The sequence below is a fragment of the Streptomyces sp. NBC_01381 genome (assembly GCF_026340305.1).
Classification (GTDB): domain Bacteria; phylum Actinomycetota; class Actinomycetes; order Streptomycetales; family Streptomycetaceae; genus Streptomyces.
This window is the reverse complement of the sequence record NZ_JAPEPI010000001.1, coordinates 2889732-2914082: the sequence shown is the minus strand read 5'-3', so window position 1 is coordinate 2914082 and position 24351 is coordinate 2889732. Positions and strand designations below refer to the sequence as shown.

Sequence of the window (24351 nt, the reverse complement as noted above, 5' to 3'; positions counted from 1 at the left end):
ACGCGCCTGGCGGGTATACCTCGGAAGACACGCATGGTCCGACTCTCCGCCCGACCGGCCCCGCCCACGATCCGCGGTAGGCCACTTGGCTGAACGGCCGCCGGGCGCGGGTCGGCCGAACGGGCCCCGGCCTGGCTCGCCCGAAGCGGCTCCCGCTCAGACCCCGCCCGGCTCCTGCCCCGGCTGCTGCCCCGGCTCCTGCCCCGGGTTCGTCCGCGAGAGGATCATGTCCGTGCGCGGCTGGAGTGCCGCGTCGATCATCTCGGGCTGCGGAATGATCCAGTAACGGCCCTCCGCGGCCTGCTCGAAGACACGGCGTGCGTGCTCCTCGGGCGTGATCCCCTGGGTGTCGGCGCGCTGCTGCAGCTGTTCGTTGAACCCCGCTATCTCCGGCGGTGTACCGTCCCCCGGCCGCGCAGCCCTGAATATCTCGCTCTTGACCGAGTCCGGCAGCACCACCGAGACCTGCACCCGCGCCTGCTTCATCCGCATCTCGTGGGCGAGGGACTCGGTGAGCGCGAGCGTCCCGAACTTGGTCACGCTGTAGGGCGCCATCAGAGGGCTCGGCAGCAGTCCGCCGACCGACGACACATTGAGCACCCAGGTCCGCGTGGACCGCTCGAGCAGGCGCGGCACGAAGGAACGTATGCCGTTCACATACCCGCCGATGTTGATCCGCAGGGCGGCGTCCCAGCGCTCGGCGGGGATCTCCCAGGAGTAGCCCATCACCATGATCCCGGCGTTGTTGATCAGCATGTCGACCGCGCCGAAGCGTTCGTACGCACGGTCCGCGAGGGCGTCGACGGACAGCGGGTCGGCCACGTCGGTCACGACCGCCTCGACCTCGACGCCGGAGGCCCGCAGTTCATCGGTCAGGGCCGAGAGCCGGTCGGCGGCCATGTCGGCCAGGACCAGACGCATGCCGAGGGTCGCGGCGTGCCGGGCGAATCCGGATCCGATGCCCGCGGACGCGCCGGTGATGACGACGACCTTGCCCGCGAAGGTCTCGCTTGCCTTGCTCATGCTGCTCTTCCCTCCGAAGTGGGTGCCGCCAGAAGTGGGTGCCGCCGTCGGTCAGAAGTGGGTGCCGCCGTCGATGCGGACCTCGGTGCCGGTGATGAACTTGCCGTCCTCGGAGCCGAGCATCGCGACCACGGAGGCCACGGACTCCGGTCCCGCGAAGCCCTGGCCGATGGCCGGGGCGAGCTTCATGAACAGGCTCATGTCCGCGTCCTCGGGCAGCCCGGGGCCCACGCTCTGCCTGCTGGCGCCGCTGCCGTCGGTCATGCCGCTGGAGATGGAGCCGGGCTGGACGGCGGTGAAGCGGATGCCCTGCTTGCCGTACTCACTGGCGAGCGCGTGCGTCATGGACTGGATGCCGCCCTTGCTCGCCGCGTACGCCGCCATGTACGGGTGGGCGAACATCGCGGACGTGGAGCTGAAGTTGACGACGGCCGCGCCGTCGCCCTGCAGCAGTGCCGGTATCGCCTCGCGGATCACCAGGAACGTACCGACCAGGTTGACCTGGATGACGCGGTTGAAGGATTCCAGGCTGGTCTCGTGGGTGTGCGAGGAGCGGAGCACGCCCGCCGCGTTCACCAGGACGTCGAGGCCGCCGAGCGCGGTGACCGCCGCGGCGACGCCCTCGCGCACCGAGCTCTCGTCGGAGATGTCGACGACGAGGGTGGTGAGCCGGTCGGCCGACGCGCCCGCCTTCTCGACGGTGTCCTTCAGGCCGGCCTCGCTGACGTCGGCGGCCACGACCATGCCGCCCTCCTCCAGGATCCGCAGGACGGTGGCCTGGCCGATGCCCGAGCCGCCGCCGGTGATGAGTGCGCGACGGCCTTCGTAGCGGTTCATGAAATTGCCTCCGATCAGCTCCGGGCTCCCCGGTCCGTCGATGGATCCGGCCCTCCCGGTCTCAATTCAATGTACGCCCGTCTGGCATGTTTTGCCATGCCGACAATTCATGTATCAGGGTGATGTCCGCGCGTAGGCTGCGGGCGTGAGCACCCAACCGACGCAGCCATCGCAACCGTCGCTGACCGAGCGCCGCAAAGCGGCCACGCAGCTCGACATCGCCCGCGCCGCCGCCGAACTCTTCGCCGAGCGCGGCCCGGACGGCACCACGGCCGAGGAGATCGCGGGCCGGGCCGGGGTGGCGCTGCGCACCTTCTACCGGTACTTCCGCAACAAGCAGGACGCGGTCGGCCCGCTCCTCGCGGGCGGCGGCGCGCAGTGGCGCACCCATCTGGCCGCGCTCGATCCGGCCGCCGGAGTGGCGACGGCCCTTGAGCGGTCCATCGCCGACGCGCTCACCGCAGCGGACGACCGCGCGGTCGAGTCCCTGGAGTGGACGCGGGGCCTGCTGCGCGCCGCGCAGGACGATCCGGCGCTGCGTGCCGTCTGGTACCGCGTGAACCAGGAGTCCGAGGAGCAGCTGGTCCCCGTGATCGCCGGGCTCGCCGGCGGCGACGCCGACCCGCTGGACGTGCGCCTGGCGGCGGCCGCCGCCACGGACGCCGTCCGCCTGGCCCTGGAGACCTGGGCCGCCACGGACGCGCCCGCCGAAGGCCCCGGCTCCCCCGCCGCCCTCGCGGTGCACTGCCTGCGGGAGCTGACGGGCGGCCTGCGGCTCCTCGCCGCTCCTCGGGGCCCGGGGGCCTAGACCTCCACCGCGAACGCCAGCAGCGCCACGTCGTCCCCGACCCCGCCGGAGAACCGCACGAGGTCCCGCCAGACCGCGGACGTCAGGACCGCCGGGTTGTCCCACACCTCGATGGGGAAGGACGAGAGGCGCTCGGCCAGCGGATAGAAGGCCCCGGACGCGTCCCGCGCCTCGGTCACCCCGTCGGTGACCGCAAGGAGCCGGTCGCCGGGCTTCAGCGCCACGCTCACTTCCTCGGGCGCGGCGACACCGGCGATCCCCAGGCCCAGCGGGGGCCCCGGTGCCACATCGAGCTCCTCCACGGTGCCGCCGCGCAGCAGCAGCGGCGGCGGGTGACCGCAGGAGACGAGCCGCACCTCCGCGGCGTCGTCGCGGAACTCCAGGAGCACGGCGGTGGCGAAGAGTTCGGCGTGTTCGGCCTGCTCGGCGTCGACCACGAGACGGCGGTCGAGCCGTCCGGCCACCCCCTCAAGGTCGGGCTGGTCGAGCACCGCCTCCCTGAAGGCGCCGAGCAGCGCGGCGACCGTGCCCACGGCCTCCAGACCGTGCCCCTGCACATCGCCGACCAGCGCCCGTACGCCGCACGGCCCCTTGCGTACGTCGAAGAGATCGCCGCCCACCAGAGTCCCGCCCTGTGCCGCGCGGTAGAGGCCTGCGCAGCGCACCGGGCCCACGCGTTCCGGCAGCGGCGGAAGGACGGCGAACTGGGCGGCCTCCGCGACGGTGCGGACGGTCACCAGCTGGGCGTCGCGGCGGCTGCGCACCCAGGCGAACACGATGCTGAGCAGCGCCGCGAAGGTGACGGTCAGCAGATCGCTCTCCCCGGGGCGGCCGAGACCGAAGCTCGGCAAGGAGAGCAGGATGATCACGCTGCCGCCGAAGAGGGCCGTGGCGGACGCGCCGTACGACAGCGCCGCCATCGGCGGGACGGCCGCGAGCAGGAAGCTGAGGTCGACCGCCTCCGGGGTGGCCAGCTGGATCACGCAGATCGCGGCGAGGAGCAGCGGCGGAGCCCCGCGCACCCAGCGGGGCCGCGGTGCTTCGCGCAGCCGGCTCGGCTCCTCTCGGTCCCGACGACTGGCCGCGGCCCTGATCATCGGTTCGCTCCTTCCGGGGTACGTCTTCACGCTCCTACGCGCGCGTGGGGACCGCACGCCGGGCCGGTCCTTCAGGGGGCCGGTCTCCGGTGAGTCAGAGGGAGCGGTGCCTCAGAGGGAGCGGCCCATCAGCACGTCGTCCACGTAGGCACCGTCCAGGAAGAACTCGCCCGGCAGCACTCCCTCGACCACGAACCCCTCGGACTCGTAGAGCGTCCTGGCCGGAGCGTTGTGGCCGAGGACCCGCAGCGTGATGCGGCGCGCGCCCTGCCGTCGGGCCTCCTCCACCGCGGCCCTGACCAGGCCACGCCCTATCCCCTTGCCGCGCGCCTCGTCGGCGACGGCGAAACCCAGGATCTGGCGTACGTGGGCGTGGGCGAGCAGGGGCGTGGGATAGCCGAGCCTGATGTACCCGACGACCTCGCCGTGCAGTTCGGCGACCAGATGGTCGTGCGGGCCGAAGCGCTCGTTGAAGAAGGGCGGATGGGGCGGCTGGGGCGCCGGCTGCACCGCGTGCAGCGTGGACCAGGTGGCACGGTCGATACGGCCGAGGGCTTCTTCGTCGTCCGGCAGAGCGGTGCGTATGTGCGTATCCGGCATGAGCGCCACTGTACGGCCGCCCCCTGAGGCCCACAGGAGCGATTTCACGGCAGGATGGCTCCATGGAGCCCACCGAGCCCAGGAAATCAGCGCCGCCGGCGCCGTCAGCGCGACGGCTGCGCATCGCGGTGACCGGTGCGTCCGGCCTCATCGGGACGGCGCTGACGCGCGCCCTCGCCGACGACGGACATGAGGTGGTGCGGCTCGTGCGGCGGGCACCTCTTAAGAAGGACGAGGTGCGCTGGGATCCCAAGGAGGGGTACGTCGACACGGCGGGGCTCGCGGGCTGCGACGCCATGGTCAATCTCGCGGGGGCCGGGATCGGCGACCACCGCTGGACGGACGCGTACAAGCGGGAGCTCCGTGACAGCAGGGTGCTGGGCACCGCGACGCTCGCCGCCGCCGCTGCCGCGCTCGACGAGCCGCCGCGGGTGTTCCTGTCCGCCAGTGCGATGGGGTACTACGGAGACACCGGTCAGCGCGCGGTGGACGAGAGCGCACCTCATGGAGAGGGCTTCCTGGCGTCGCTGTGCGTGGAGTGGGAGGGGGCCGCGGCCGCCGCGCAGGACGCGGGCATCCGCACGGTCATCGCGCGCAACGGCCTGGTGGTGGCGCGCGAGGGCGGGGCCTGGGGGCGGATGTTCCCGCTCTTCAAGGCCGGGCTCGGCGGACGCCTGGGCAACGGCCGCCAGTACTGGAGCTTCATCTCGCTGCACGACGAGGTCGCCGCGCTGCGCCACCTCCTGGACCGGGACGACCTGTCGGGGCCGTTCAACCTGACGGCGCCCGATCCGCTCACCAACCGTGAGGTGACGGCCGCGATGGGGCGGGTGCTGCACCGGCCCACGCTTTTCACGGCTCCGGAGCCCGCGCTGCGGATCGTGCTCGGCGAGATGGCCGGCGACGTCCTCGGCAGCCAGCGGGTGCTGCCGACCCGGCTCCTGGAGTCCGGATTCTCGTTCGCGTTCCCAGGCATCGAGGAGACGCTCCGCGCGGCACTGCAGAAATGACGGCACGCCCCTGATCGCCGTGCGACCGTCGTGCGACCGTGCCCGGTCGATGCGCGACTGCCGTTGACCGGTCCGGCTCCTACCCTCGTGCGGAACTCGGGTATTCCGGAGCCCTGTTGAGGGCATGACGTCCCCAGCAGCCGCGCAACCTCGGGGAGGGGCACGTGCTAGAGCCTGCGCACCAAGCGGATGTCGTCGTCGTGGGAGCGGGGGTCGCGGGACTGGCGGCCGCCCACCAGCTGACCAGCGCCGGTGTAACGACCGTTGTCCTGGAGGCCGCCCCTTACGTCGGCGGGCGAATGTCCACGGAGAAGGTCGACGGGTTCCGGCTCGACAGGATCGGCCAGCTGCTCACCACGTCGTATCCCGAACTGCGTCACACACCGGCGCTCGGCGCCCTCGTGCTGCGGCCCTTCGCCCCCGGCATCCTGGTGCACAGCGACGGCCGACACCACCGCGCCGTCGAGCCCACGAGCGCACGGGGCGCAAGGGGCGCACTCACGGCGGCGCGCGCCCTAGCGAGCGCCCCCCGGGTTCCGCGGGCCGCGAGGACCACGCCCCGCGCCGCCCCGCTCGGCAGCGCCCTCGACCAGGCCCGCCTCGCCGCGGCGCTCGCCAGGCTCGCGGCAACGCCCGTGGAGCGCATCCTCGCGCGCCCCGAACTCCCCGCGGCGGACGCCCTCTTCGCCCGCGGCCTGCCGTCACGCACCATCAACGGCTTCCTGCGCCCGCTGCTCTCGGCGCTCCTGTGCGACCCGGATCTGACCACGTCGAGCCGGTGCGCGGACCTCGCCCTGCACTCGTACGCGCGCGGCCGGCTGTGCCTGCCGGAGGGCGGCGCCGAAGTGGTCCCCGAGCTCCTGGCGGCCGCGCTGCCGCCGGGGACGGTGCGCACCGGCGTACGCGTCACCGACGTGTCCACCACCTCGGTCACGACGGCGGACCAGGGCGAACTGCCCTGCCGCGCCGTCCTGCTCGCCACTGACGCCCGCGCCGCCGCCGAGCTCCTGCCCGGCCTGCGGGTGCCGTCCTTCCACCCGGTGACCGTCCTGCACCACGCCGCTCCCGAGCCGCCGCTCGCCGAGCCCGCGCTGCTGCTCGACGCCGACCGTTCGGGTCCGGTCGCGCACACGGCCGTCATCAGCCACGTCGACCCCTCGCGCGCGCCCGCGGGCCGCGCCCTCATCTCCTCGACGGTCCTCGGCCCGCCGCCCGACGAGCGGGCCGTCCTCGCCCATCTCGCCGACCTCTACGGCACGTCGACGGCCCGCTGGGAGCCGCTCGCCGTCCACCACACCCACGAGGCCGTGCCCGCGATGCCGCCCCCGCACGACCTGCGCCGCCCGGTGCGGCTGCTCTCGGGGCTCTACGTGTGCGGGGACCACCGGGACACCAGCACGGTGCAAGGCGCCCTGTACTCGGGGCGCCGTGCCGCGCGTGCGGCGCTCGCGGACTTCGGCGTGCACCCCACGTACGGGACGGGTCCGCTGCCGCTCGCGGCCTGACGTCTTGAGTCGACTCCCCATCCATCCGACCTCTAGACCAATCCCCCGGAAGCCCCCGCGCCCCCACGCGGGGGCTTCCCTCTTCCCTGCAACTCCCCTTGCCACACCGGTATCGCCCGGCTACGGTCCCACCGGATCGTCAAGCCGCGGGAGGCTCACGTGCGTCGCACCATGCCGGTGATATCGCTCATCCTCGGCCTATTCATGGGAGGTCTAGCTTTGCCAACCGCCCACGCCGACACGGCAGCGGCTCCGGACACGACCGCGGCCCCGAACGCCCCCTCCGTGGTCCCCCGCCCCACCGACTGGACCGCGCTCGACGGCCGTACGAAGCTCACCGAGCGCACCCGCATCCTGATCGACCCGCGGGCCGGCTCCACCACCGCGCTCCCCTCGGGACGCAGTGAACTGCCGGGCCCCGCACGGCAGTCCGTACGCGGGCTCGCCACCCAGCTCCGTACGGAGATCAAGCAGGTCACGGGCATCACGCCGCGCATCAGCGACGACACGGGACGCCCCGCAGACGGCGACATCACGCTCGGCCTCACCGCCGACGGCCAACTCGGCGCCGAGGGCTACACCTTCGACAGCGCGGGCCCGATCCGTATCAGGGCCGCGTCCACCCACGGCCTGTACTACGGCACGCGCACCCTTCTCCAACTCCTGCGCGCCACCGACACGGAGGACCACCGCGAGGTCCCCCGCGCCCGCTCCACCGACCGCCCCGCACAGGCCGTCCGCATGGTCCACCTCGACGCGGGCCGCAAGTACTGGAAGATCTCCTACCTGGAGAACCTGATCCGCAGGATGGGCGACCAGAAGCTCAACACCCTCTTCCTGCACCTCTCCGAGTCCGAGGGCTTCCGCCTCTACAGCCCCAAGTTCCCTGGCCTCGCCGGCCCGGAGCACAGCTACAGCCGCGCCGACATCGAGCACCTGAAGTCGTTCGCGGCCCGCCACCACGTCCAGCTGATGCCCGGCCTCGAACTCCCCGGCCATGCCACCGTGATCAGCGAGGCCTTCGGCATCGGCTTCGGATCCGGCGCGAACGCCTGCACGGGCGCACACACGCACTCACACCTCACGCCCGACTGGATCATCGACATGACCAGCGACGAGGCGATCGCGAAGTCGAAGGAGATCGTCGACGAGTTCGCGGGCTGGTTCGACGCGCCGCTCTTCTCGATCGGCGCGGAGGAAGTGCCCGGGCAGCTGGCCGAATGCCCGCGTGTGAAGGACTACCTCGCGTCGGCGCCCGACGTCTCCACGCTCGGCGACCTGCTCAACCGCTACATCAACACCCTGGACGACGTGGTCGCTTCGCACGGCAAGCGCACCGCCGTCTACAACGGCTCCGAGCACCTCACCGCGCCCCAGCAGAAAGTGCACGGCCCCGTCGTCTTCCTCACCTGGGAGGGCACCGGCGCCGAGCCCGCCATCCCCGGCCACGACGAGATCGCCATCGGCCCCTTCTACGACACCCCGAACAACTACCACCACCTCTACCCGGACGAGCCCTGGATGTACGACAGCTGGGCCCCGAACACCGACCCCGACATGCTCGGCTCCGGCCTCACCAACTGGGCGGACTACAACTTCTGGGCCGACGACGGCTACTTCGAGAAGAGCATGGCGGGCGCCCGCGCGATCCTCGCCGACCGCGCCTGGAACAAGTCCGCGACACCGGACACCCTCGCCGGCTTCAGGGCCCGCGCCGCCCTGATCGGCGACCCTCCGGGCACCACCCCCGCGCCGGTTCCGCCGCGCGTCGAGGGACGGCCGAGCCACCACTGGACCTTCGACGACGCCGCGTACCCGAGCGGCTGGACGTACGCGGGAAGCCCCGGCAACACGATCTTCGCCGAGGACACGGCGGGCGCCCTGCCCGGCACCTCCTACATCATCAACAACCCGACGCCTGTGGACGGCGTGCGCGGTCAGGCCTGGCGCTTCGACTCCGACCGGGACGGCGTGGGCTTCGGCGGCCTCGACGTCGCCGAGCCCTGGACGGTGTCGGTCCAGGTCCGCCCCTCGGCCAGGACCGCCGACCAGGTACTCCTCAGCTCCAAGGCGGGCGCCCTGAAGCTGATGCAGCACGGCACGGGCAAGGTCGGCTTCACGCGGTACGGCTCGGCGGACCACAGCTTCGACTACACGCTCCCGCTCGACCGCTGGACACGGCTGACCTGGGTGACGACTCCGAGCCAGACCACTCTGTACGCCGACGGGGAGCGGGTCGGGTCGGTCGCGGCGTCGATCCCGTTGCCGCTGCGGTCCATCGGCACGGAGACCGCGAGCCTGCGCGGCGACCTCGACGAACTGACCACGTGGGACGAGGCGTTGACTCCGGAGGCGGTCGCGAACCTGAAATAGCGCGCTACGGAGCGACGTGTAAGGGGCGGGGCACCAGGTGCCCCGCCCCTTACATCGCACCGCCGGACCTCAGCCCAGCGCCGCCACCTTGTCCCGGTACCCCCGCACCGGCGCCGCGTCCCGGTACGGCTCGAGGCGCCGCTCGAAGTCCCGTACGTACTCGACCGCACGGACGCTCCGCATCTCGCCCGCGGCCTGTGCCGCCTCCGCGCCGAGCTGGCAGGCCTGCTCCAGCTCGCCGAGGGCGAGGCGCGCGGAGGCGAGCACCACCCGGCAGAAGAGCCGGCTGCGGGCATAGCCGGCGGGCCGCAGCTGGAGCGAGCGCTCCGCGTGCTGGGCGGCCACCCGGTACTGCTGGAGGTCCCGGTGGCAGTGGCCGAACTCGTCGGCGAGCTGAGCCTCGTCGAAGAACCGCGCCCAGTAGGGGACCTCGTCACCGGGCCGCGCGGCTTCGAGCGCACGCTCGGCCCGCACCATCGACGCCGTGCACGCCCGCACCTCCCCGAGGACGCCGTGCCCGCGCGCCTCCACGGAGTGCAGCAGGGCCTGCACGACGGGCGGCGCCGCGGAGCCGACGCCCTGCTGCGCCACCCGCGCCAGCTGGACCGCCTCGCGCCCGTGCCCGAGGTAGACGGCCTGGCGGCTCATCGTGACCAGGACATAACTGCCGTACGCCCGGTCCCCCGCCGCCTGCGAGAGGCGCAGCGCCTGGACGTAGTACCGCTGGGCCAGGCCGTGCGCCGCGATGTCGTACGACGTCCAGCCCGCGAGCCGGGTCAGGTCGGCGGCGGCCGCGAAGAGCCGCCGCCCGGCCTGCTCGCCGTAGCTGCCGCGCAGCATCGGCTCGGCCTCGTGCTCCAGATAGCGCACGAGCGCCTGCCGGGCGTGCCCGCCGCCGTACGCGTGGTCGAGCGCGCGGAAGAGCTCGCCGACGGAGCGCAGGGCGGCGATGTCACCGCTGCTCACCTTCGCCCCGACGCCTCGCTCGGGTTCCTTGCGCTGGCGCGGTATGGCCGGACGCCCTTGCGAGGGCACGCGGACGCCGCCGGGGCCGTGGTCGCCGCGGCCCACCCGGTCGTCGGCGCGGCCGATCAGCCAGTCTCTGCTCGGTACGACGAGCCCGGCCGGGGTGAACGCGATCTTCCGCAGCTCGGCATGGCTCCCGGAGTCCTTGCGCCAGAGCCCGCCGACGATGTCGATGGCCTCCTCGGGCGTTGCCGCGAACTCCAGCCCTGCGTACACCGGCGCGCACGCGTCGAGCCCCAGGTCCTGGGCAGACAGGCGCCGGCCGAGCCGCCGGGTGAAGACCTCGGCGATCAGCGCGGGCGTGGTGCCTCGCGGCTGCTGCCCGCGCAGCCAGCGGGTCACCGATGTCTTGTCGTACCGCAGATCGAGACCGTGCTCGAGCCCCAGCTGATCGACGCGGCGCGCGAGCCCCGCGTTGGAGAAGCCGGCTTCTGAGATGAGCGCGGCTAGCTGGCGGTTGGGCGTGCGCTGCGGAGGTCGTTCCGTCATCAGCTGTGCGGTCTCCTGCCTTTCGGGCGTTGCCTTGAGCAGCCCTTATGGCTCTGTGAACGGCGTGAATGTAGCGGCCCTCGACGCCCTCATCGCGACCTTCGACCCGCATTCATCCGATCGTGTGAGGATTGGCCGGAGGACTGACGGGAATCCGCTGCCCGTACAGTGGCTGGGGGCGCGATATGTGCACGGTGAAGGTTCTAGGGAGGCACTTGCCGTGAGTGAGATTGAGTTCGTCCGGCTGGGCTTCGGCCCGGACTCGGTCGAGTACCAGGAGGCCTGGGACGAGCAGCGCCGCGTACACGCCGCCCGCTTCGCCGACGAGCTCCCCGACATCTGTCTGCTGCTCGAGCACCCGCCGGTCTACACGGCGGGCCGCCGTACGGACCCCAGTGAGCGCCCGCTGGACGGCACCCCCGTCATCGACGTGGACCGCGGCGGAAAGATCACCTGGCACGGCCCTGGCCAGCTCGTGGGCTACCCGATCCAGAAGCTGCCGCGCCCGGTGGACGTCGTAGCACATGTGCGCCGCCTGGAAGAGGCACTTATCCGTACGTGCGCGGAGTTTGGCCTGGAGACCTCGCGGGTCGAGGGCCGCAGCGGCGTATGGGTCCTGGGCGACCCAGTGGAGCAGCGCCCGGCGCTGGGCGGGCTGAACCTGGACTTCGACCCGCGGGTCGCGGACGATGAGTTCGATCCCCGGCTCAATGGTCCGGAGTACGCCCCGTCCAACGCGGGCCAGCGCCGCGAGGACCGCAAGATCGCCGCGATCGGCATCCGCGTCGCCAAGGGCGTGACGATGCACGGCTTCGCGCTCAACGTGAACCCGGACAGCACCTGGTTCGACAAGATCATCCCGTGCGGCATCCGCGACGCGGGCGTGACTTCGCTCTCGTACGAACTGGGCCGCGAGGTCACGATCGCCGACGTACTGCCGGTCGCCGAACGGCACCTGCGGGACATCCTGGAGAACGCGGAGCTCAAGCCGCGTCTCATCGAGAAGCCCGCCGAGCAGCCCGAGGCCAAAGCAGCCGTCTAGGGAATGCACCCGTTCGGCGAGAGGTTGGCCGGACGTAAGCCCAACGACATCACGGGCGTACCCTGATGTACGCCGAAGAATCGAAGCTACAGGGAGCCGATGTGTCCGCAGTCGCACCCGACGGACGCAAGATGCTGCGCCTGGAGGTCCGGAACGCCCAGACCCCCATCGAGCGCAAGCCCGAGTGGATCAAGACCCGGGCGAAAATGGGCCCCGAGTACACCAAGATGCAGAACCTCGTGAAGAGCGAGGGCCTGCACACGGTCTGCCAGGAGGCGGGCTGTCCCAACATCTACGAGTGCTGGGAAGACCGCGAGGCCACCTTCCTCATCGGCGGTGACCAGTGCACACGGCGCTGCGACTTCTGCCAGATCGACACGGGCAAGCCGCAGGCCCTGGACCGCGACGAGCCGCGCCGCGTGGGCGAGTCCGTCGTCACGATGGACCTGAACTACGCCACGATCACCGGCGTCGCCCGCGACGACCTGGAGGACGGCGGCGCCTGGCTGTACGCGGAGACCGTGCGCCAGATCCACGCGATGACGGCGGAGCGGGCGGAGGGCAAGACCAAGGTCGAGCTGCTCATCCCCGACTTCAACGCCGACCCCGACCAGCTGGCCGAGGTCTTCTCCTCGCGCCCCGAGGTCCTCGGGCACAACGTGGAGACCGTGCCGCGCATCTTCAAGCGGATCCGCCCCGGCTTCCGCTTCGAGCGCTCGCTGGAGGTCATCACCCGCGCGCGGGAGGCCGGCCTGGTCACCAAGTCGAACCTCATCCTCGGCATGGGCGAGGAGCGCGAGGAGATCAGCGAGGCGCTGCACGCCCTGCACGACGCGGGCTGCGAGCTCATCACGATCACCCAGTACCTGCGCCCGACGCCGCGCCACCACCCCGTGGAGCGCTGGGCCAAGCCGGCGGAGTTCGTGGAGCTGAAGGAGGAGGCCGAGGAGATCGGCTTCTCCGGAGTCATGTCCGGGCCGCTGGTCCGCTCCTCGTACCGCGCCGGGCGCCTGTACCAGATGGCGATCGAGAAGCGTGGGTCGTACGTGGCGGCGCAGGCGGTCTGATCCGGGCGGGCCTGATGGTCCGATCCGGGCGTGGGCCCGGTGGTCCGATCCGGACGACCGGGGTGGTCCGATCCGGACCACAGGCCCGACTGTGTGAATCGGCGCACAAGCGGCTACCGCCGAGTAGAGGCTGATATGACGCGGCCCGTACGGTCCCCGCAGGTGAGGGGGACCGTACGGGCCGCGTCAGCGTTCTGCGGCTCAGCGTCAAGGTTTCATCGGTGTTTGACCGGTCGGTCACGCCCTGGTAACACCAATCAGTGACCCTGGAATTACCCCACGTACAGCCCTACCCATAGCCGCTCAGGAGGGCCCCACCATGCAGGCCGCGCCCGTACGCGCCACCGCCATCCCGTCCGTCACCGACGCACTGCGTGCCGTCGAGTCGCTGCTCATGAGCGGCGGCCAGCGCACCGCACGCCGCAACGCCTGGACGTCCGTGCTCGACGACCGGCGCCGCGCCAAGGACCGGGCCGAGGCGCTGCGCGTGCTCGAAGAGGCGATGACAACCCGCACGTCGTAGTCACTTCCAGGGACACGTAGACTTCAGGACATGGCGAGGAAGGAAACCGCGGCGGACGCCGCGAACCCCGGGCGACTCAAGCAGATCGCTCTGACCTACAAGATGACCCGCAAGGCCGATCCGCGGATCGGGCTTGTCATCGCGGCTGTGGGAATCGTCACCTTCGGTGTCTTCCTCGCGATCGGCTTCGGGATCGGTCACCCGATCTATCTCGGCATTCTGGGCTTTGTGCTCGCCTTCCTCGCGATGGCGATCGTCTTCGGGCGCAGGGCCGAGCGTGCCGCCTTCGGGCAGATGGAGGGCCAGCCCGGTGCGGCGGCCGCGGTGCTCGACAAGATCGGCCGTGGCTGGACGACGACTCCGGCGGTGGCGATGAACCGCAGCCAGGACGTCGTGCACCGCACGGTCGGCAAGGCCGGCATCGTGCTCGTGGCCGAGGGCAACCCGAACCGGGTGAAGAGCCTGCTGGCCGCCGAGAAGAAGAAGATGGCGCGCGTCGTGTCGGACGTCCCGGTGCATGACGTCATCGTCGGCACCGGCGAGGGCGAGGTCCCGCTGAAGAAGCTGCGTACGACGCTTCTGAAGCTCCCCCGCGTCCTCCAGGGCCCGCAGGTCACGGCGACCAACGACCGGCTGCGCGCGATGGGCGACCTGATGAGCAACATGCCGCTGCCGAAGGGGCCGATGCCGAAGGGTGCGGGACGAGGTCGCACCCCGAAAATGCCGCGAGGATGACACCAGGCTCCACCTCTCCCGTCATTTCCATGGGCGGGAGAGGTGAGGCCTCGCTACTTGCACACCCCCATGGGCGCCCTCCAAGGCGCCCATCACTCTTTCCCAGCGCCCCGAAGCACTCCAGCGCTTCCAGTGCCCAATGAGGCCTGTAGAGCCGTGCTCAGCGTCCAGCTCCGGCCAGGCAACGCCGGTGCGAGCCTTCTTGAGAAAGGCTTCGAGCACTGTCCGAGGGGCGCAGTCACACAGCGTCGGCACCAACCGATCATTGGTGCGGAACCACGCGGCGATGGGGCGGGCGAGCCCGCGATGCATGGGGGGGCGGGGTACCTGTGATCAGGATCTTGATGTTGGCCAGCCCGAAGAACTCCTGCTGCTCTAGCCGAGGCAGAGCGTCCAAACGGCCACTGATTCGCGCAAGCCTTTGAAGGCTCGCTGCCCGCTGGTCCTCCTGCGACTCGCTCGACTTCCCCAGCCATTCATCAGAGAGCCTCTGCAACCTGTCCCCATCCCTCAGGAAGTCGCAGACACTCCCCCAGGCCCAGGCCTCCACGCCCTGAGCATCGAGCTGAGGACACGAGCATGTTGGCGCCCCTGGATACGCCTCTCTCTTTCCTGAACAGAGGTAGTGCGCTGCTTCATTTGCCGGGGCGCAGCCAACGTAGATTTACCGCATTGACTCTGAATTAGCCCTGTCAGCGTATAAATCCGCCCCGTGGCTGAGCGGACGCGACGAGGCTTGTCTGTACCGCTCCGCAGCTCTGTCACTTCCTCGGGCGTAAACATCGGGTCGAGCGGAGTAACGCTAGTTGGTCCCCACACAGGGGTTCCGTCCGGTCCGACCTTTGCGCTCTTGCCACGGAACACATACCGAGCCTCTAGCAGGGCCTCATTGAGCAAGCGCACTCGGAAGTTCGCCTCGCTCCAAGGCTTACCCATATTGAATGGGCAGGGCTTCTTTTGAGCGAGGGACATGATCTCTGTCGCGCCCTCGCGCTTGTCCCATGCGAGAGTGCCCGACTCCCTTTCGTCCTTGAAGGTGTCGACGTGGGCCCAGCCCTTGCGCTCGATGTACGCGGCCGTCTCGTCGCCCATGTACGCGATGCCGTAGCCGTCGATCTGCTGATCGGTAGACACCCGCAGGTAGTCGACTGCCCGCCAGACAGGCTTGGCACGATCAACGGCCTGATAAGTGCCCATTCGCCAGGATCACCGAATTCCGCGCAGCCCCCTGTCTGAGTCTGTAAGCAGGAGCGGGCAACGTTTGTCGTCGGTTTCGGGCAGCACTTAGCGATCACAGTGCTCGGAAATGTCGATGAGAATCAGCAACACGGCCGTGATGTTGCGGCACCTGCTGCTACAGCTGTCGCCGGCTGGCGTCAGGCCCGCGCGAACGGCATCACGGGCGGCATGACACCCGCGCATCAGGCCGAGCGCGCGCCGTTCGTAACGAACCCTCCCGCCTCTGCGGCGGAGGGCCTGCCGCTGCCGACCGTGGCCAACGAGCGGAACCGCACCGGGCGCAGCGAGAACGAGGTGCGCGTGCTGACGGAGGCTGTGTTCGTCGGGTGGCGCATCGACGCACGAGCACAGCGGCCGGCACTCCCCCGCCACGGTCCACTGGCTCTGTGGGATGCCTCGCCCACAGATGGGCGCATTGGTCATCAATTTCACAAGTGATGATGATATGGGCCTGTCCAATGTCCCGCGCTCGAACGGAGAACGCCCCACATGCGCATCCGCAAGCTCCTGACCGTAACCGCCATGGCTGCCGCAGCAGTCCTCGGCAGCATTGGCCCAGCCACCGCCGGGGACGATGAGAAGAACGGCAGCATCGTTCAATCCGCTTCCGGGAATGACCAGCCAGAGCATGCCGGACATGAAAGGCCGAGCTCGTTGCCTGAGCACGGCGTGAATCGAATCGGGGGCATCGTCCAAAACGAGACTCCGGCCGCAGAGAGCCCTGACCAAGACGCAGGCGCAGGCCTACTTGGCAGGCTGCTGTTCGGCTGAGCGAATGGCGCGGAGCTCTGACCGGCGCCCGGCACACCCTTGATGTTTGTGGAGCGCCGGCAGGGCCCGCGACGATGCATCGTCAGATGCCAACCACGGCCAAGCGGGCGCCGTCATCACACGCGGTCTGCGTTCGCCACGCGGGTTGCCGCAGAGTCAGTGGTCGACATAGCCCTCGCGGAGGGGGCCGCCTGGCAGGTCCAGCACATCGATGACTGAAGCCGCCAACAGTCCCGGGTCAGCGTGCCTGGCGAGGGCTAGATGTCCGTCGAAAAGCTTCTGGCCGAGGACGGCATCAGCTGCTCTCAGGCGTATGGGCAACCTTTCCGGCTCCGTTCCAAGCGCGGTAGTGCGCGGTGAGTAGGTGTGCGGCTTCGCGCAGGATGCGGTCTGCGATGGCCAGTTGTTCGTGAGGTTCGGTGTTGGGGCCAGTGTCGGCTAGATCGTCCAAGAGGTCCGTGAGCAGAGCACCTCGACGGCCGCCCCCTTGCTAAGGAACTGCTTCGCTGCCTTAACCGCTTCCCCGTTGAGTTCCTCGACGGAGGCACCCCAGCTCTCCTCCCAGCCGTCCAAGTTGTGCGCGCAGTGGACGAAGGGTTCCAGTTCTACGCGGTAGCCGAGGTCATAGGCGATGTCTGACCAGATGAGGTGGGTGCCGACTGCAGGATCCAGGGATCCGTCGGCGATCTGACCGGCGACCCAATAGGCCATGGCCCACTTCGCGGCCCGAGGGTCAGCGGGCGGGTGGAAGAACAGTCCCAACTCCTCCAGCACCTGGTCGAAGAGAGCCGGAGCCTCGGGCTCTTCGCTCCGGAAGAGACCGGCCAGCGTGGCGAGGGAGGGGCTCTCGACCCCGGCAATCAGCGCGTCCAGCCCGACCTGGATGAGCCGGTCCGACCCTACGTGCCTACCGAATGCCCTCTCGCGCGCGATGTGGCTGAGCTGCTTGAGAGCGTCGTCGGGGGTCATCACAAGGAGCACGGCGAGCAGTCCCGCAGGATCATCGACCTGGATTTACAGTGAAGCACGGCATCATCCCGACCCGGACCCCAGGACTGATCCGCAGGGGCTTTCCAACTCGACACTGACCAGCCCACCTAACAAAGTCCTACTAGCCCTCGATCAGGGTCCCCGGCGGGACCTCCGCGTCCTTCGCCTTGTCACCCGGCTGCAACTGGCGGTCGTAGCAGCCCTGACGCCAGACCAGTTTCTTGAACTGCTCCGGGGTGAGCACGCCCTGCCAAGGGGTGCCGCCCGGGCAGAACACGCCCTCGCAGCCGTAGCAGTAGTGCGCCGGCAGCCAGAACTCGTTGGCCAGTGTCTCGCCGGACGTCTCGGCGTCCTTCTCCCGGCCGTCCTCGCGCACCACCGCGAGGGTGGCGGCGAAGATGAGCAGCCCGAGGACCACACCGCCGACCGTGTACAGCTGGTTGTCCTTCTCGACGCCCATGTAGGCGAGACCGCCGCCGAACATGAGGCTCAGGACGAGCCCCTCGGCGAAGTGGATGCAGCCGTCGCCGCTCTTCTCCGGGCCCTTCGCCAGGCGGGTACCGAGGCTTTTGGTCAGGGCGCCCTTGCCGGAGCGCGCCTGTTCGACCGTCCGCACCTCGGCTCCACCGCAGCGCGGACACATCGGCGTCGGCGGTTGCGGCCTTCCGTCCGTTGTCATGCGCAGAACGCTATCTGGTGCGGGTGTCGGCGCTGATGGCGGAGTGCGGTGCGGTCGGCGGCGCTGACGCGTGATGCAACCAGTTTGGTGCGCAGGGTGCATGAGCTGCTGCGAGTTCCGCCAGGCGAACTCGGTCTGGCGGATCTGCGCGCCCTTGTCTTCCAACAGGTGGCGCTGCCGTACGTTCTTCCGCTCTCTCAGACGGAGAGATGTTCTTGAGCTGGAGTTGCTCCGGTTCGGTGAGGGTCTCGGGGCGGCGGAGGATCCGTCCGGCGACTGAGCGGGGCGAAGGGGGCCGGGCCGCCACCGGACGGGGCGATGTCCGTTTGAGGTGCAGATAGGCACGGACGCGTCCGTAGCTTCCCTGGTGACCGAGGGGGACGATCTCCTCCCATAGCTTCCAGGCGTTGGTGCAACCCTCACTCCAGCGGTCGTCGGGGTCGGGCTTGTACTCGTCCAGGACCGAGGACCGGTTCTGCCACTGGCCGGTGAAGAGGTCTTCCGGTCGTGCGGCGTCGGCGAAACGCTGGACGGTGCGGTATGTCATGCCGAGCTGACGTTGGATCGAGCGCCGGCTGTGCCCGTCCTCGATCAGGGAATGGATCGTGGCGTGGGGGGCTCTGGTGCGATCCGCGTAGCGGCTGCTGGTTGCCCACGGCGAGGACGCGGGCTCGGCTGCCGGAGCCGGTTTTGTGTCGGGCTGCGGGCAGCGGGCAGCGGGCAGCGGGCAGCGGGCAGCGGGCAGCGGGAACGAGTACCTGCGGGCAGCGGCCGTGCTGGGAGACGCTTCGCTCGGCGGCCTCGCTGAGGTTGTGCCACAGGTGCCGTCGGTCGGCGACCTGGACTGCCTGGGGTGCGCCGACGGTGGCACCCTCGGCAAGAAGGGTGCCCGGTCCCGGCAGATCACCTAAATCCCTGGCCGCTTCGCGAGCCAGGCTGCGAGGCTGGCCGATTCCCGGTCGGGCAGCACTCCTGAAGAGGCAGGGAGACACCCACGGAGCCCGCACCTGGCTCACCCGAGCCGCCGAAGCCGGACACATCGATGCGATGGACAACCTTGCGTCGTTGCAGGATGACTAGGTACGACCGGCCGCACCCCACGGGCTGAGCTAACTCAGGAATCCACGCCGTGGGCCCCGCCAATCACCGGCTTCAGCGCAGCTTCTCTGGCCCGCCTATATCCTCGCGCTTCCTCCACAGCCAGTGTTTGCCCAGGTCAGGGCTAGCGCTGCCGTTGCCGCAGCCGCTGCTCGAAACTCATATGGGGCGCCCGGAACCACTCGGTTCCGGGCGCCCCATCGACGTATGCGTAGGGGCTAGATCCGCACCTGGACGGCGCGCGCGAGGCGGTCGTGCAGGCCGCGGCCGTCGCGGTCCCAGATCAGGGCCGGGATGGCGACGCAGAGCAGCAGGCTGCGGACGAGGACCCGGCCGATGCCGAGGCGGCCGCCGCGCTCGGCGATGACGCGCAGCCTGAAGAGCGCCTTGCCCGGGGTGCAGCCGACCGTGCCGACGGTCAGTACGTTGAGCACGAAGAAGATGCCCAGGGCCCAGTTGCCCATCGCCTGCTGGTCACCGCGAGCGAACAGGCCGTATGCGATAACCATGCACAGGGCCCAGTCGACGGCGACCGCGCCGATGCGCCGGCCGGGCCGCGCGATCGAGCCCGGCCCCTCCTCCGGCAGGCCGAGCTGCTCGCCCCGATAGCCGAAATCGACGCCCGCGTCCTCTGCCGCCGCACGCGGGCCGGACAGCCACGATCCGATTGCTTGCCTGTTGTCCACCCGACCACGGTACTGCGCCCGATTTCGTACGAGGACGGGCGGGGTAGGACGAATGGCGCCCCGCGCGCACCCGGCCCGGTTAACTTCGGCGAAACAAATGGGTCATGCTTGAGAAATCCCCCGTCCCTATGGTCGGGTCCCAGCGTGTGCCACCGCACTGGCCGCACAACGAGCTGCAACCCCGTACCCACCTGGGGGCCGGGAGTAGGAGGAGTTGGATGTTCCAGAACGCCGACGACGCAAAGAAGTTCATCGCGGACGAGGATGTGAAGTTCGTCGATGTCCGGTTCTGCGACCTGCCCGGAGTGATGCAGCACTTCACCATCCCGGCAGCGGCGTTCGACCCGAACGAGGAGCTGGCCTTCGACGGTTCGTCGATCCGCGGCTTCCAGGCCATCCACGAGTCCGACATGGCGCTGCGCGCGGACCTGTCGACCGCCCGGGTCGACCCCTTCCGCCGCGACAAGACCGTCAACATCAACTTCTTCATCCACGACCCGATCACGGGCGAGCAGTACAGCCGTGACCCGCGGAACGTGGCGAAGAAGGCGGAGGCGTACCTCGCCTCGACCGGCATCGCGGACACGGCCTACTTCGGCCCGGAGGCGGAGTTCTACGTCTTCGACAACGTCCGCTTCCAGACGTCGGCGAACGAGAGCTTCTACCACATCGACTCCGAGGCCGGCGCCTGGAACACCGGTGCGGTCGAGAACAACCGCGGCTACAAGGTCCGCTACAAGGGCGGCTACTTCCCGGCCCCGCCGGTCGACCACTTCGCCGACCTGCGCGCGGAGATCTCCCTGGAGCTGGACAAGAACGGCCTGCAGGTCGAGCGCCAGCACCACGAGGTCGGCACGGCCGGCCAGGCGGAGATCAACTACAAGTTCAACACGCTGCTCGCCGCGGCCGACGACCTGATGCTCTTCAAGTACATCGTGAAGAACGTCGCCTGGCGCAACGAGAAGACCGCGACCTTCATGCCGAAGCCGATCTTCGGTGACAACGGCTCGGGCATGCACGTCCACCAGTCGCTGTGGGCCAACGGCGACCCGCTGTTCTACGACGAGCAGGGCTACGCCGGTCTCTCGGACACCGCCCGCTACTACATCGGCGGCATCCTCAAGCACGCCCCGTCGCTGCTGGCCTTCACCAACCCGACGGTGAACTCGTACCACCGCCTGGTCCCCGGCTTCGAGGCCCCGGTCAACATGGTGTACTCGCAGCGCAACCGCTCCGCGGCGATGCGTATCCCGATCACGGGCTCGAACCCGAAGGCCAAGCGCGTCGAGTTCCGCGCCCCGGACCCGTCCTCGAACCCGTACCTCGCCTTCTCCGCGCTCCTCCTCGCGGGCCTCGACGGCGTCAAGAACAAGATCGAGCCGCCGGAGCCGATCGACAAGGACCTCTACGAGCTCGCCCCCGAGGAGCACGCGGGCGTCGCCCAGGTCCCGACCTCCCTCCCCGCGGTCCTCGACGCCCTGGAGGCGGACAACGAGTACCTGCAGGCGGGCGGCGTCTTCACGTCCGACCTGATCGAGACGTGGATCGACTACAAGCGCACGAACGAAATCGCCCCGATCCAGCTGCGGCCGCACCCGCACGAGTTCGAGCTGTACTTCGACATCTAAGCCGCTGGTTCGCGACCCGCGGAAGTGAGGGCCGCCACCTCGATACGAGGTGGCGGCCCTCACTGTTCTGCCAGAAGCCCGGCCCCGCTCTGCATGGCTGTGCGGGTGGACCGTAGTTCGGTGACGGATTGCTGCACCTCCGTGTCGACCAAGTCGTGGTTGAGGGCGAAGGCTGCTGCCGCGCCCGTGCCCGCTGCGGAGATCACCAGTGCGCGTGAGTCGCCGACGTTGCCGACGGCCCAGATGCCCGGGACGCTGGTGCGGCCCGCGCTGTCCGTCTTCACAGAGCCGGCCTCGTTCCGGGCGCAGCCGAGGCCGTCGAGGACGCCGTCGTTCGGGATCATCCGTGGGAAGACGAAAGCGACCTCGCACGGCACCAGCGTCCCGTTCGCGAGCTCCACGCCGTGCAGTCGGTCGTCATCCGTCAGCGTCTGCACGATCGCGCCGGCGGCGGCGATCCGCACCCCGCGGGCCTCCAGGCGTTCGCGGTCGTCGGCCGTGAGGGAGCGGGTGCCCGGGACGTAGACGATGTCTTCGGACCACTGCCGCACGAGCAGCGCCTGGTTGACGGAGTTGGGGTGTGTGCCTAGCACCGCGAAGGGACGGTCCCGGACCTCGTATCCATGGCAGTACGGGCAGTGGAGTACGTCGCGTCCCCATCGCTCCCGTACGCCGGGGATCTCCGGCAGTTCGTCCCGCAGCCCGGTCGCGAGCACCACGTGCCGGGCGTGCAGCACCGGGCCGCCGGAGAGTTGCACGGAGAAGCCGGGTCGGCCGGGCTCCACTGTGTCCACCCTTCCCTCGACCAAGTGGGCCCCGTAGCCGGATACTTCCGCACGCCCCACGTCCAGCAGCGCCGCCGGTGGCATGCCGTCGCGGGAGAGGAAGCCCTGCATGTGTGCTGCGGGGGCGTTGCGTGGTTCGCCGGCGTCTACCACGGCCACCTTGCGGCGTGCGCGGCCCAGTATGAGAGCGGTGCTTAGGCCGCTGGCGCCGCCGCCGATGACGACGGCGTCGTACAGGTTCACGTTCTGCGGATTCGTCTTTTCGGTCTTCTGCTCTTCGCTCATGGCGATCACCTCCGGGGCACAGGCTGAGGCGCCCGTGCCCCCATCGCCATTTCTGTTGCCGATTCCGGGACGGTCGCGTTTTGTGTTGCGTACCGCTTCAGCGGCGAGATGTTCGGAAGTGGATGCGCTCGCCTTGTTTGCCGAAGAGGCTGAGCACCTCGACGCTGCCCTGGCCCGCGGCGCCGAACCAGTGCGGGATGTTGCAGTCGAACTCGGCCGCCTCGCCGGCTCCGATCACGAAGTCGCCGTCGCCCAGTTTTACGCGCAGACGGCCGCGGAGCACGTAGAGCCATTCGTGGCCCGCATGGGTGCGCAGATGGGGGTCGGTGTCGTGTGCCGGGATCGTCAACTTGTAGGCGCGTGGCTCCGCTTGCTGTCGTGACAGCGGGATCAGTACGCGGCCGTCTTTCCTCGTGGGCTGTTGCGGCACGCGGGGATCGAGGATCCGTGGCGCGGCGACGATCTCGTCCAGCGGGATGCCGAGGGCCGCAGTGATCGGCAGGAGGAGTTCGAGGCTCGGCTTGCGCTGGGCGGATTCCAGCCGGGAAAGCGTGCTGGTCGAGATGCCCGTGGCGCGGGCGAGTTCGGCCAGGCTGATGTCCTTCTTCTCGCGGGCGCGTCGCAGGCGAGGGGCGATCTGCTCGATCACGGCGTCGACGCTCGGTTGCTCGTCCATGGTCGGCAGGGAACCAACATGTCCCGGAAACGGCAACAGTTTTTGTCGGAGGCCGAGGGATCTCCCGATCCTTTGGACGCCGAGGTGATCCGGATGGTCACCACGACTGCGGATTCGACGAAGACGAAGAGGGTGGGCACTGGTGGTCAGCACCGAACCGATGACAGCCCGGAGCACTGGCTCCGGGCGGCTGCCCGCGGGCGTGTATCTGCTGGGCTTCAGTCTGTTCGCCATGGGAAGCGCGGAGTTTCTGCTTGCGGGTGTACTGCCCGCCGTCGCCGACGACCTGGACGTTTCGCTGTCCTCGGCCGGGCTGCTCATCACCGCGTTCGCCGTCGGTGTCGTGGTCGGAGGGCCGCCGTTCGCCGTGCTCAGCCTGCGCTGGCCGCGCCGCACCGCGCTGGTGGCCACCCAGGCCGTCTTCGCGGCCGGTGTCGCCGCCGGGCTGCTCGGCAACTACCAGGTGCTGCTGGTCAGCAGAGCGGTGTCGGGCATCGCCTATGCGGGATTCTTCGCCGTCGCGTCGGTGACCGCGATCGGGCTTGTGACGCCGGACCGCAATGCCCGCGCTTCCGGTGTCGTGGTCAGCGGACTCAGCCTGGCGATGGTCGCCGGCGGTCCCGCGGGCACGCTGCTGAGCCACTTCACCGACTGGCGCGGTGGATTCTGGGCCGTCGTCGCCCTGACGGTCGCCGGGATGGCCGGCTGTCTGCTCGGGCTGCCCGCCACCACCGGATCGGACCGCCCCTCGGCGGCCGTCGCGCCGCGTGTGTCCGCCGAGTTGGCCACGATGCGCAGGCCGGCGCTCTGGAGCATGTACGCGATCACTGTGCTGACCACCGCGGCGTACATGATCTCGTTCAACTACCTGGCGGCCATGCTCACGGACATCACCGAACTTCCCGAGGTCTGGGTCCCGGCGATCCTCGCGCTGTTCGGGGTCGGCTCATTTGTAGGTCTGTCCATCGGCGGGCGCATCTCCGACCGGCGTCCCCACCTCGCGCTGCTCACCGGCGCGTCCGCGATCGTGCTCCTGTCGGTCGTGCTGGTCGCGGCGGTCGAGGAGGTCTGGGCCGTGGTGCCGACCGTGTTCCTGCTCGGTGTCGCCGCGTTCGTGCTGAACCCCGCGGTCTACGGGCGCGTCTTCGCGATCGCGGCCGATGCCCCTACCCTCGCCGGCGCCACGACCGTGTCGGCGTTCCAGCTGGGCATCAGCATCACCCCCGTACTGGCAGCAGCCGCATTCACACAGGGCGCCTCGCTCGCCTCGGTCGGCTGGATCGGGGCCGCCCTCGCCGCGGCCGCCGTTCCGCTCGTCCTCATCGACCGGGCGCGCGTGGCCGGCTGAGGCTGTGGCGAGGGCCGCCGTCCCGGGTGGG

24 protein-coding genes are annotated in these 24351 nt (G+C 69.9%); 13 read left to right on the top strand and 11 right to left on the bottom strand.

Annotation, left to right across the window (positions count from 1 at the left end; translation table 11 throughout):
• Window positions 1–156 precede the first annotated feature (156 nt).
• Together OG453_RS13725 and OG453_RS13720 are read right to left on the bottom strand one after the other, a co-directional pair.
• On the bottom strand, window positions 157–1023 hold the full coding sequence (locus tag OG453_RS13725) for an SDR family NAD(P)-dependent oxidoreductase (RefSeq protein WP_266867784.1): 867 nt from the start codon (window positions 1021–1023) through the stop codon (window positions 157–159).
• A gap of 51 nt (window positions 1024–1074) precedes the next feature.
• Window positions 1075–1860, bottom strand: coding sequence for an SDR family NAD(P)-dependent oxidoreductase (locus OG453_RS13720; RefSeq protein ID WP_266867782.1), 786 nt, complete (start codon window positions 1858–1860; stop codon window positions 1075–1077).
• Window positions 1861–2005: 145 nt separating this feature from the next.
• Here OG453_RS13720 and OG453_RS13715 point away from each other — a divergent pair, with 145 nt between their 5' ends.
• Complete coding sequence (locus OG453_RS13715) at window positions 2006–2668, top strand: TetR/AcrR family transcriptional regulator (protein WP_266867780.1); 663 nt, start codon at window positions 2006–2008, stop codon at window positions 2666–2668.
• Here the strand turns inward: OG453_RS13715 and OG453_RS13710 are convergent.
• Window positions 2665–3765, bottom strand: coding sequence for a PP2C family protein-serine/threonine phosphatase (locus OG453_RS13710; protein ID WP_266867778.1), 1101 nt, complete (start codon window positions 3763–3765; stop codon window positions 2665–2667). The genes OG453_RS13715 and OG453_RS13710 overlap by 4 nt on opposite strands.
• Window positions 3766–3876: 111 nt before the next feature.
• Window positions 3877–4365, bottom strand: a complete 489-nt coding sequence (locus tag OG453_RS13705) for a GNAT family N-acetyltransferase (RefSeq protein WP_266867776.1) — start codon at window positions 4363–4365, stop codon at window positions 3877–3879.
• Window positions 4366–4427: 62 nt separating this feature from the next.
• Between OG453_RS13705 and OG453_RS13700 the strand changes: the two genes are divergently transcribed.
• From OG453_RS13700 to OG453_RS13690, 3 genes are all read left to right on the top strand, one after another.
• On the top strand, window positions 4428–5375 hold the full coding sequence (locus OG453_RS13700; protein WP_266867774.1) for a TIGR01777 family oxidoreductase: 948 nt from the start codon (window positions 4428–4430) through the stop codon (window positions 5373–5375).
• Window positions 5376–5539: 164 nt separating this feature from the next.
• Window positions 5540–6880 carry an NAD(P)/FAD-dependent oxidoreductase gene (locus OG453_RS13695; RefSeq protein WP_266867773.1) on the top strand — a complete coding sequence of 447 codons (1341 nt, stop codon included), beginning with the start codon at window positions 5540–5542 and terminating at the stop codon, window positions 6878–6880.
• A 219-nt stretch (window positions 6881–7099) separates the two neighbouring features.
• Window positions 7100–9253 carry a family 20 glycosylhydrolase gene (locus OG453_RS13690; RefSeq protein WP_266867772.1) on the top strand — a complete coding sequence of 718 codons (2154 nt, stop codon included), beginning with the start codon at window positions 7100–7102 and terminating at the stop codon, window positions 9251–9253.
• Between the two features lie 69 nt (window positions 9254–9322).
• Here OG453_RS13690 and OG453_RS13685 read toward each other — a convergent pair whose 3' ends face one another.
• A complete protein-coding gene (locus OG453_RS13685) occupies window positions 9323–10768 on the bottom strand; it encodes a regulator (protein WP_266867770.1) in 1446 nt (481 codons plus the stop codon).
• A 220-nt stretch (window positions 10769–10988) separates the two neighbouring features.
• Between OG453_RS13685 and lipB the strand changes: the two genes are divergently transcribed.
• From lipB to OG453_RS13665, 4 genes are all read left to right on the top strand, one after another.
• Window positions 10989–11810, top strand: coding sequence for a lipoyl(octanoyl) transferase LipB (gene lipB, locus OG453_RS13680; RefSeq protein ID WP_266867768.1), 822 nt, complete (start codon window positions 10989–10991; stop codon window positions 11808–11810).
• Between the two features lie 101 nt (window positions 11811–11911).
• A complete protein-coding gene (locus OG453_RS13675; protein ID WP_266867766.1) occupies window positions 11912–12877 on the top strand; it encodes a lipoyl synthase in 966 nt (321 codons plus the stop codon).
• Window positions 12878–13196: 319 nt separating this feature from the next.
• Complete coding sequence (locus tag OG453_RS13670) at window positions 13197–13400, top strand: hypothetical protein (protein WP_135328862.1); 204 nt, start codon at window positions 13197–13199, stop codon at window positions 13398–13400.
• A gap of 30 nt (window positions 13401–13430) precedes the next feature.
• Window positions 13431–14135, top strand: a complete 705-nt coding sequence (locus OG453_RS13665) for a DUF4191 domain-containing protein (RefSeq protein ID WP_266867763.1) — start codon at window positions 13431–13433, stop codon at window positions 14133–14135.
• Between the two features lie 510 nt (window positions 14136–14645).
• Here the strand turns inward: OG453_RS13665 and OG453_RS45355 are convergent.
• Window positions 14646–15227 carry a hypothetical protein gene (locus tag OG453_RS45355; RefSeq protein WP_353962301.1) on the bottom strand — a complete coding sequence of 194 codons (582 nt, stop codon included), beginning with the start codon at window positions 15225–15227 and terminating at the stop codon, window positions 14646–14648.
• A 636-nt stretch (window positions 15228–15863) separates the two neighbouring features.
• Here OG453_RS45355 and OG453_RS13660 point away from each other — a divergent pair.
• Entirely contained in the window at window positions 15864–16145 is a 282-nt protein-coding gene (locus OG453_RS13660; protein WP_266867761.1) for a hypothetical protein, read from the top strand.
• Window positions 16146–16583: 438 nt separating this feature from the next.
• Here the strand turns inward: OG453_RS13660 and OG453_RS13650 are convergent, their stop codons facing one another.
• Both OG453_RS13650 and OG453_RS13645 read right to left on the bottom strand, forming a co-directional pair.
• Entirely contained in the window at window positions 16584–17114 is a 531-nt protein-coding gene (locus OG453_RS13650) for a hypothetical protein (RefSeq protein WP_266867759.1), read from the bottom strand.
• A 142-nt stretch (window positions 17115–17256) separates the two neighbouring features.
• Window positions 17257–17814: a hypothetical protein gene (locus OG453_RS13645; protein ID WP_266867758.1), complete on the bottom strand. Its 558-nt coding sequence runs from the start codon at window positions 17812–17814 to the stop codon at window positions 17257–17259.
• A 48-nt stretch (window positions 17815–17862) separates the two neighbouring features.
• On the opposite strand from OG453_RS13645, the gene OG453_RS13640 reads away from it, so the two are divergent.
• Together OG453_RS13640 and OG453_RS13635 are read left to right on the top strand one after the other, a co-directional pair.
• Window positions 17863–18033, top strand: a complete 171-nt coding sequence (locus OG453_RS13640) for a contact-dependent growth inhibition system immunity protein (protein ID WP_323178631.1) — start codon at window positions 17863–17865, stop codon at window positions 18031–18033.
• A gap of 473 nt (window positions 18034–18506) precedes the next feature.
• Entirely contained in the window at window positions 18507–18725 is a 219-nt protein-coding gene (locus tag OG453_RS13635; protein ID WP_266867756.1) for a hypothetical protein, read from the top strand.
• A 405-nt stretch (window positions 18726–19130) separates the two neighbouring features.
• On the opposite strand, the gene OG453_RS13630 is transcribed toward OG453_RS13635, so the two are convergent.
• The gene (locus OG453_RS13630) at window positions 19131–19598 is read right to left on the bottom strand and encodes an RDD family protein (protein ID WP_266867755.1); all 468 of its coding nucleotides are present in this window, start codon (window positions 19596–19598) and stop codon (window positions 19131–19133) included.
• A 218-nt stretch (window positions 19599–19816) separates the two neighbouring features.
• On the opposite strand from OG453_RS13630, the gene glnA reads away from it, so the two are divergent.
• A complete protein-coding gene (gene glnA / locus OG453_RS13625) occupies window positions 19817–21226 on the top strand; it encodes a type I glutamate--ammonia ligase (protein WP_266867754.1) in 1410 nt (469 codons plus the stop codon).
• A gap of 59 nt (window positions 21227–21285) precedes the next feature.
• Here the strand turns inward: glnA and OG453_RS13620 are convergent, their stop codons facing one another.
• Window positions 21286–22296: an NAD(P)/FAD-dependent oxidoreductase gene (locus OG453_RS13620; RefSeq protein WP_266867753.1), complete on the bottom strand. Its 1011-nt coding sequence runs from the start codon at window positions 22294–22296 to the stop codon at window positions 21286–21288.
• 97 nt (window positions 22297–22393) lie between these two features.
• Complete coding sequence (locus OG453_RS13615; RefSeq protein WP_266867752.1) at window positions 22394–22972, bottom strand: helix-turn-helix domain-containing protein; 579 nt, start codon at window positions 22970–22972, stop codon at window positions 22394–22396.
• Between the two features lie 160 nt (window positions 22973–23132).
• Between OG453_RS13615 and OG453_RS13610 the strand changes: the two genes are divergently transcribed.
• Window positions 23133–24320 (top strand): MFS transporter, encoded by a 1188-nt coding sequence (locus tag OG453_RS13610; protein WP_266867751.1) that lies wholly within the window; start codon window positions 23133–23135, stop codon window positions 24318–24320.
• Window positions 24321–24351 lie beyond the last annotated feature (31 nt).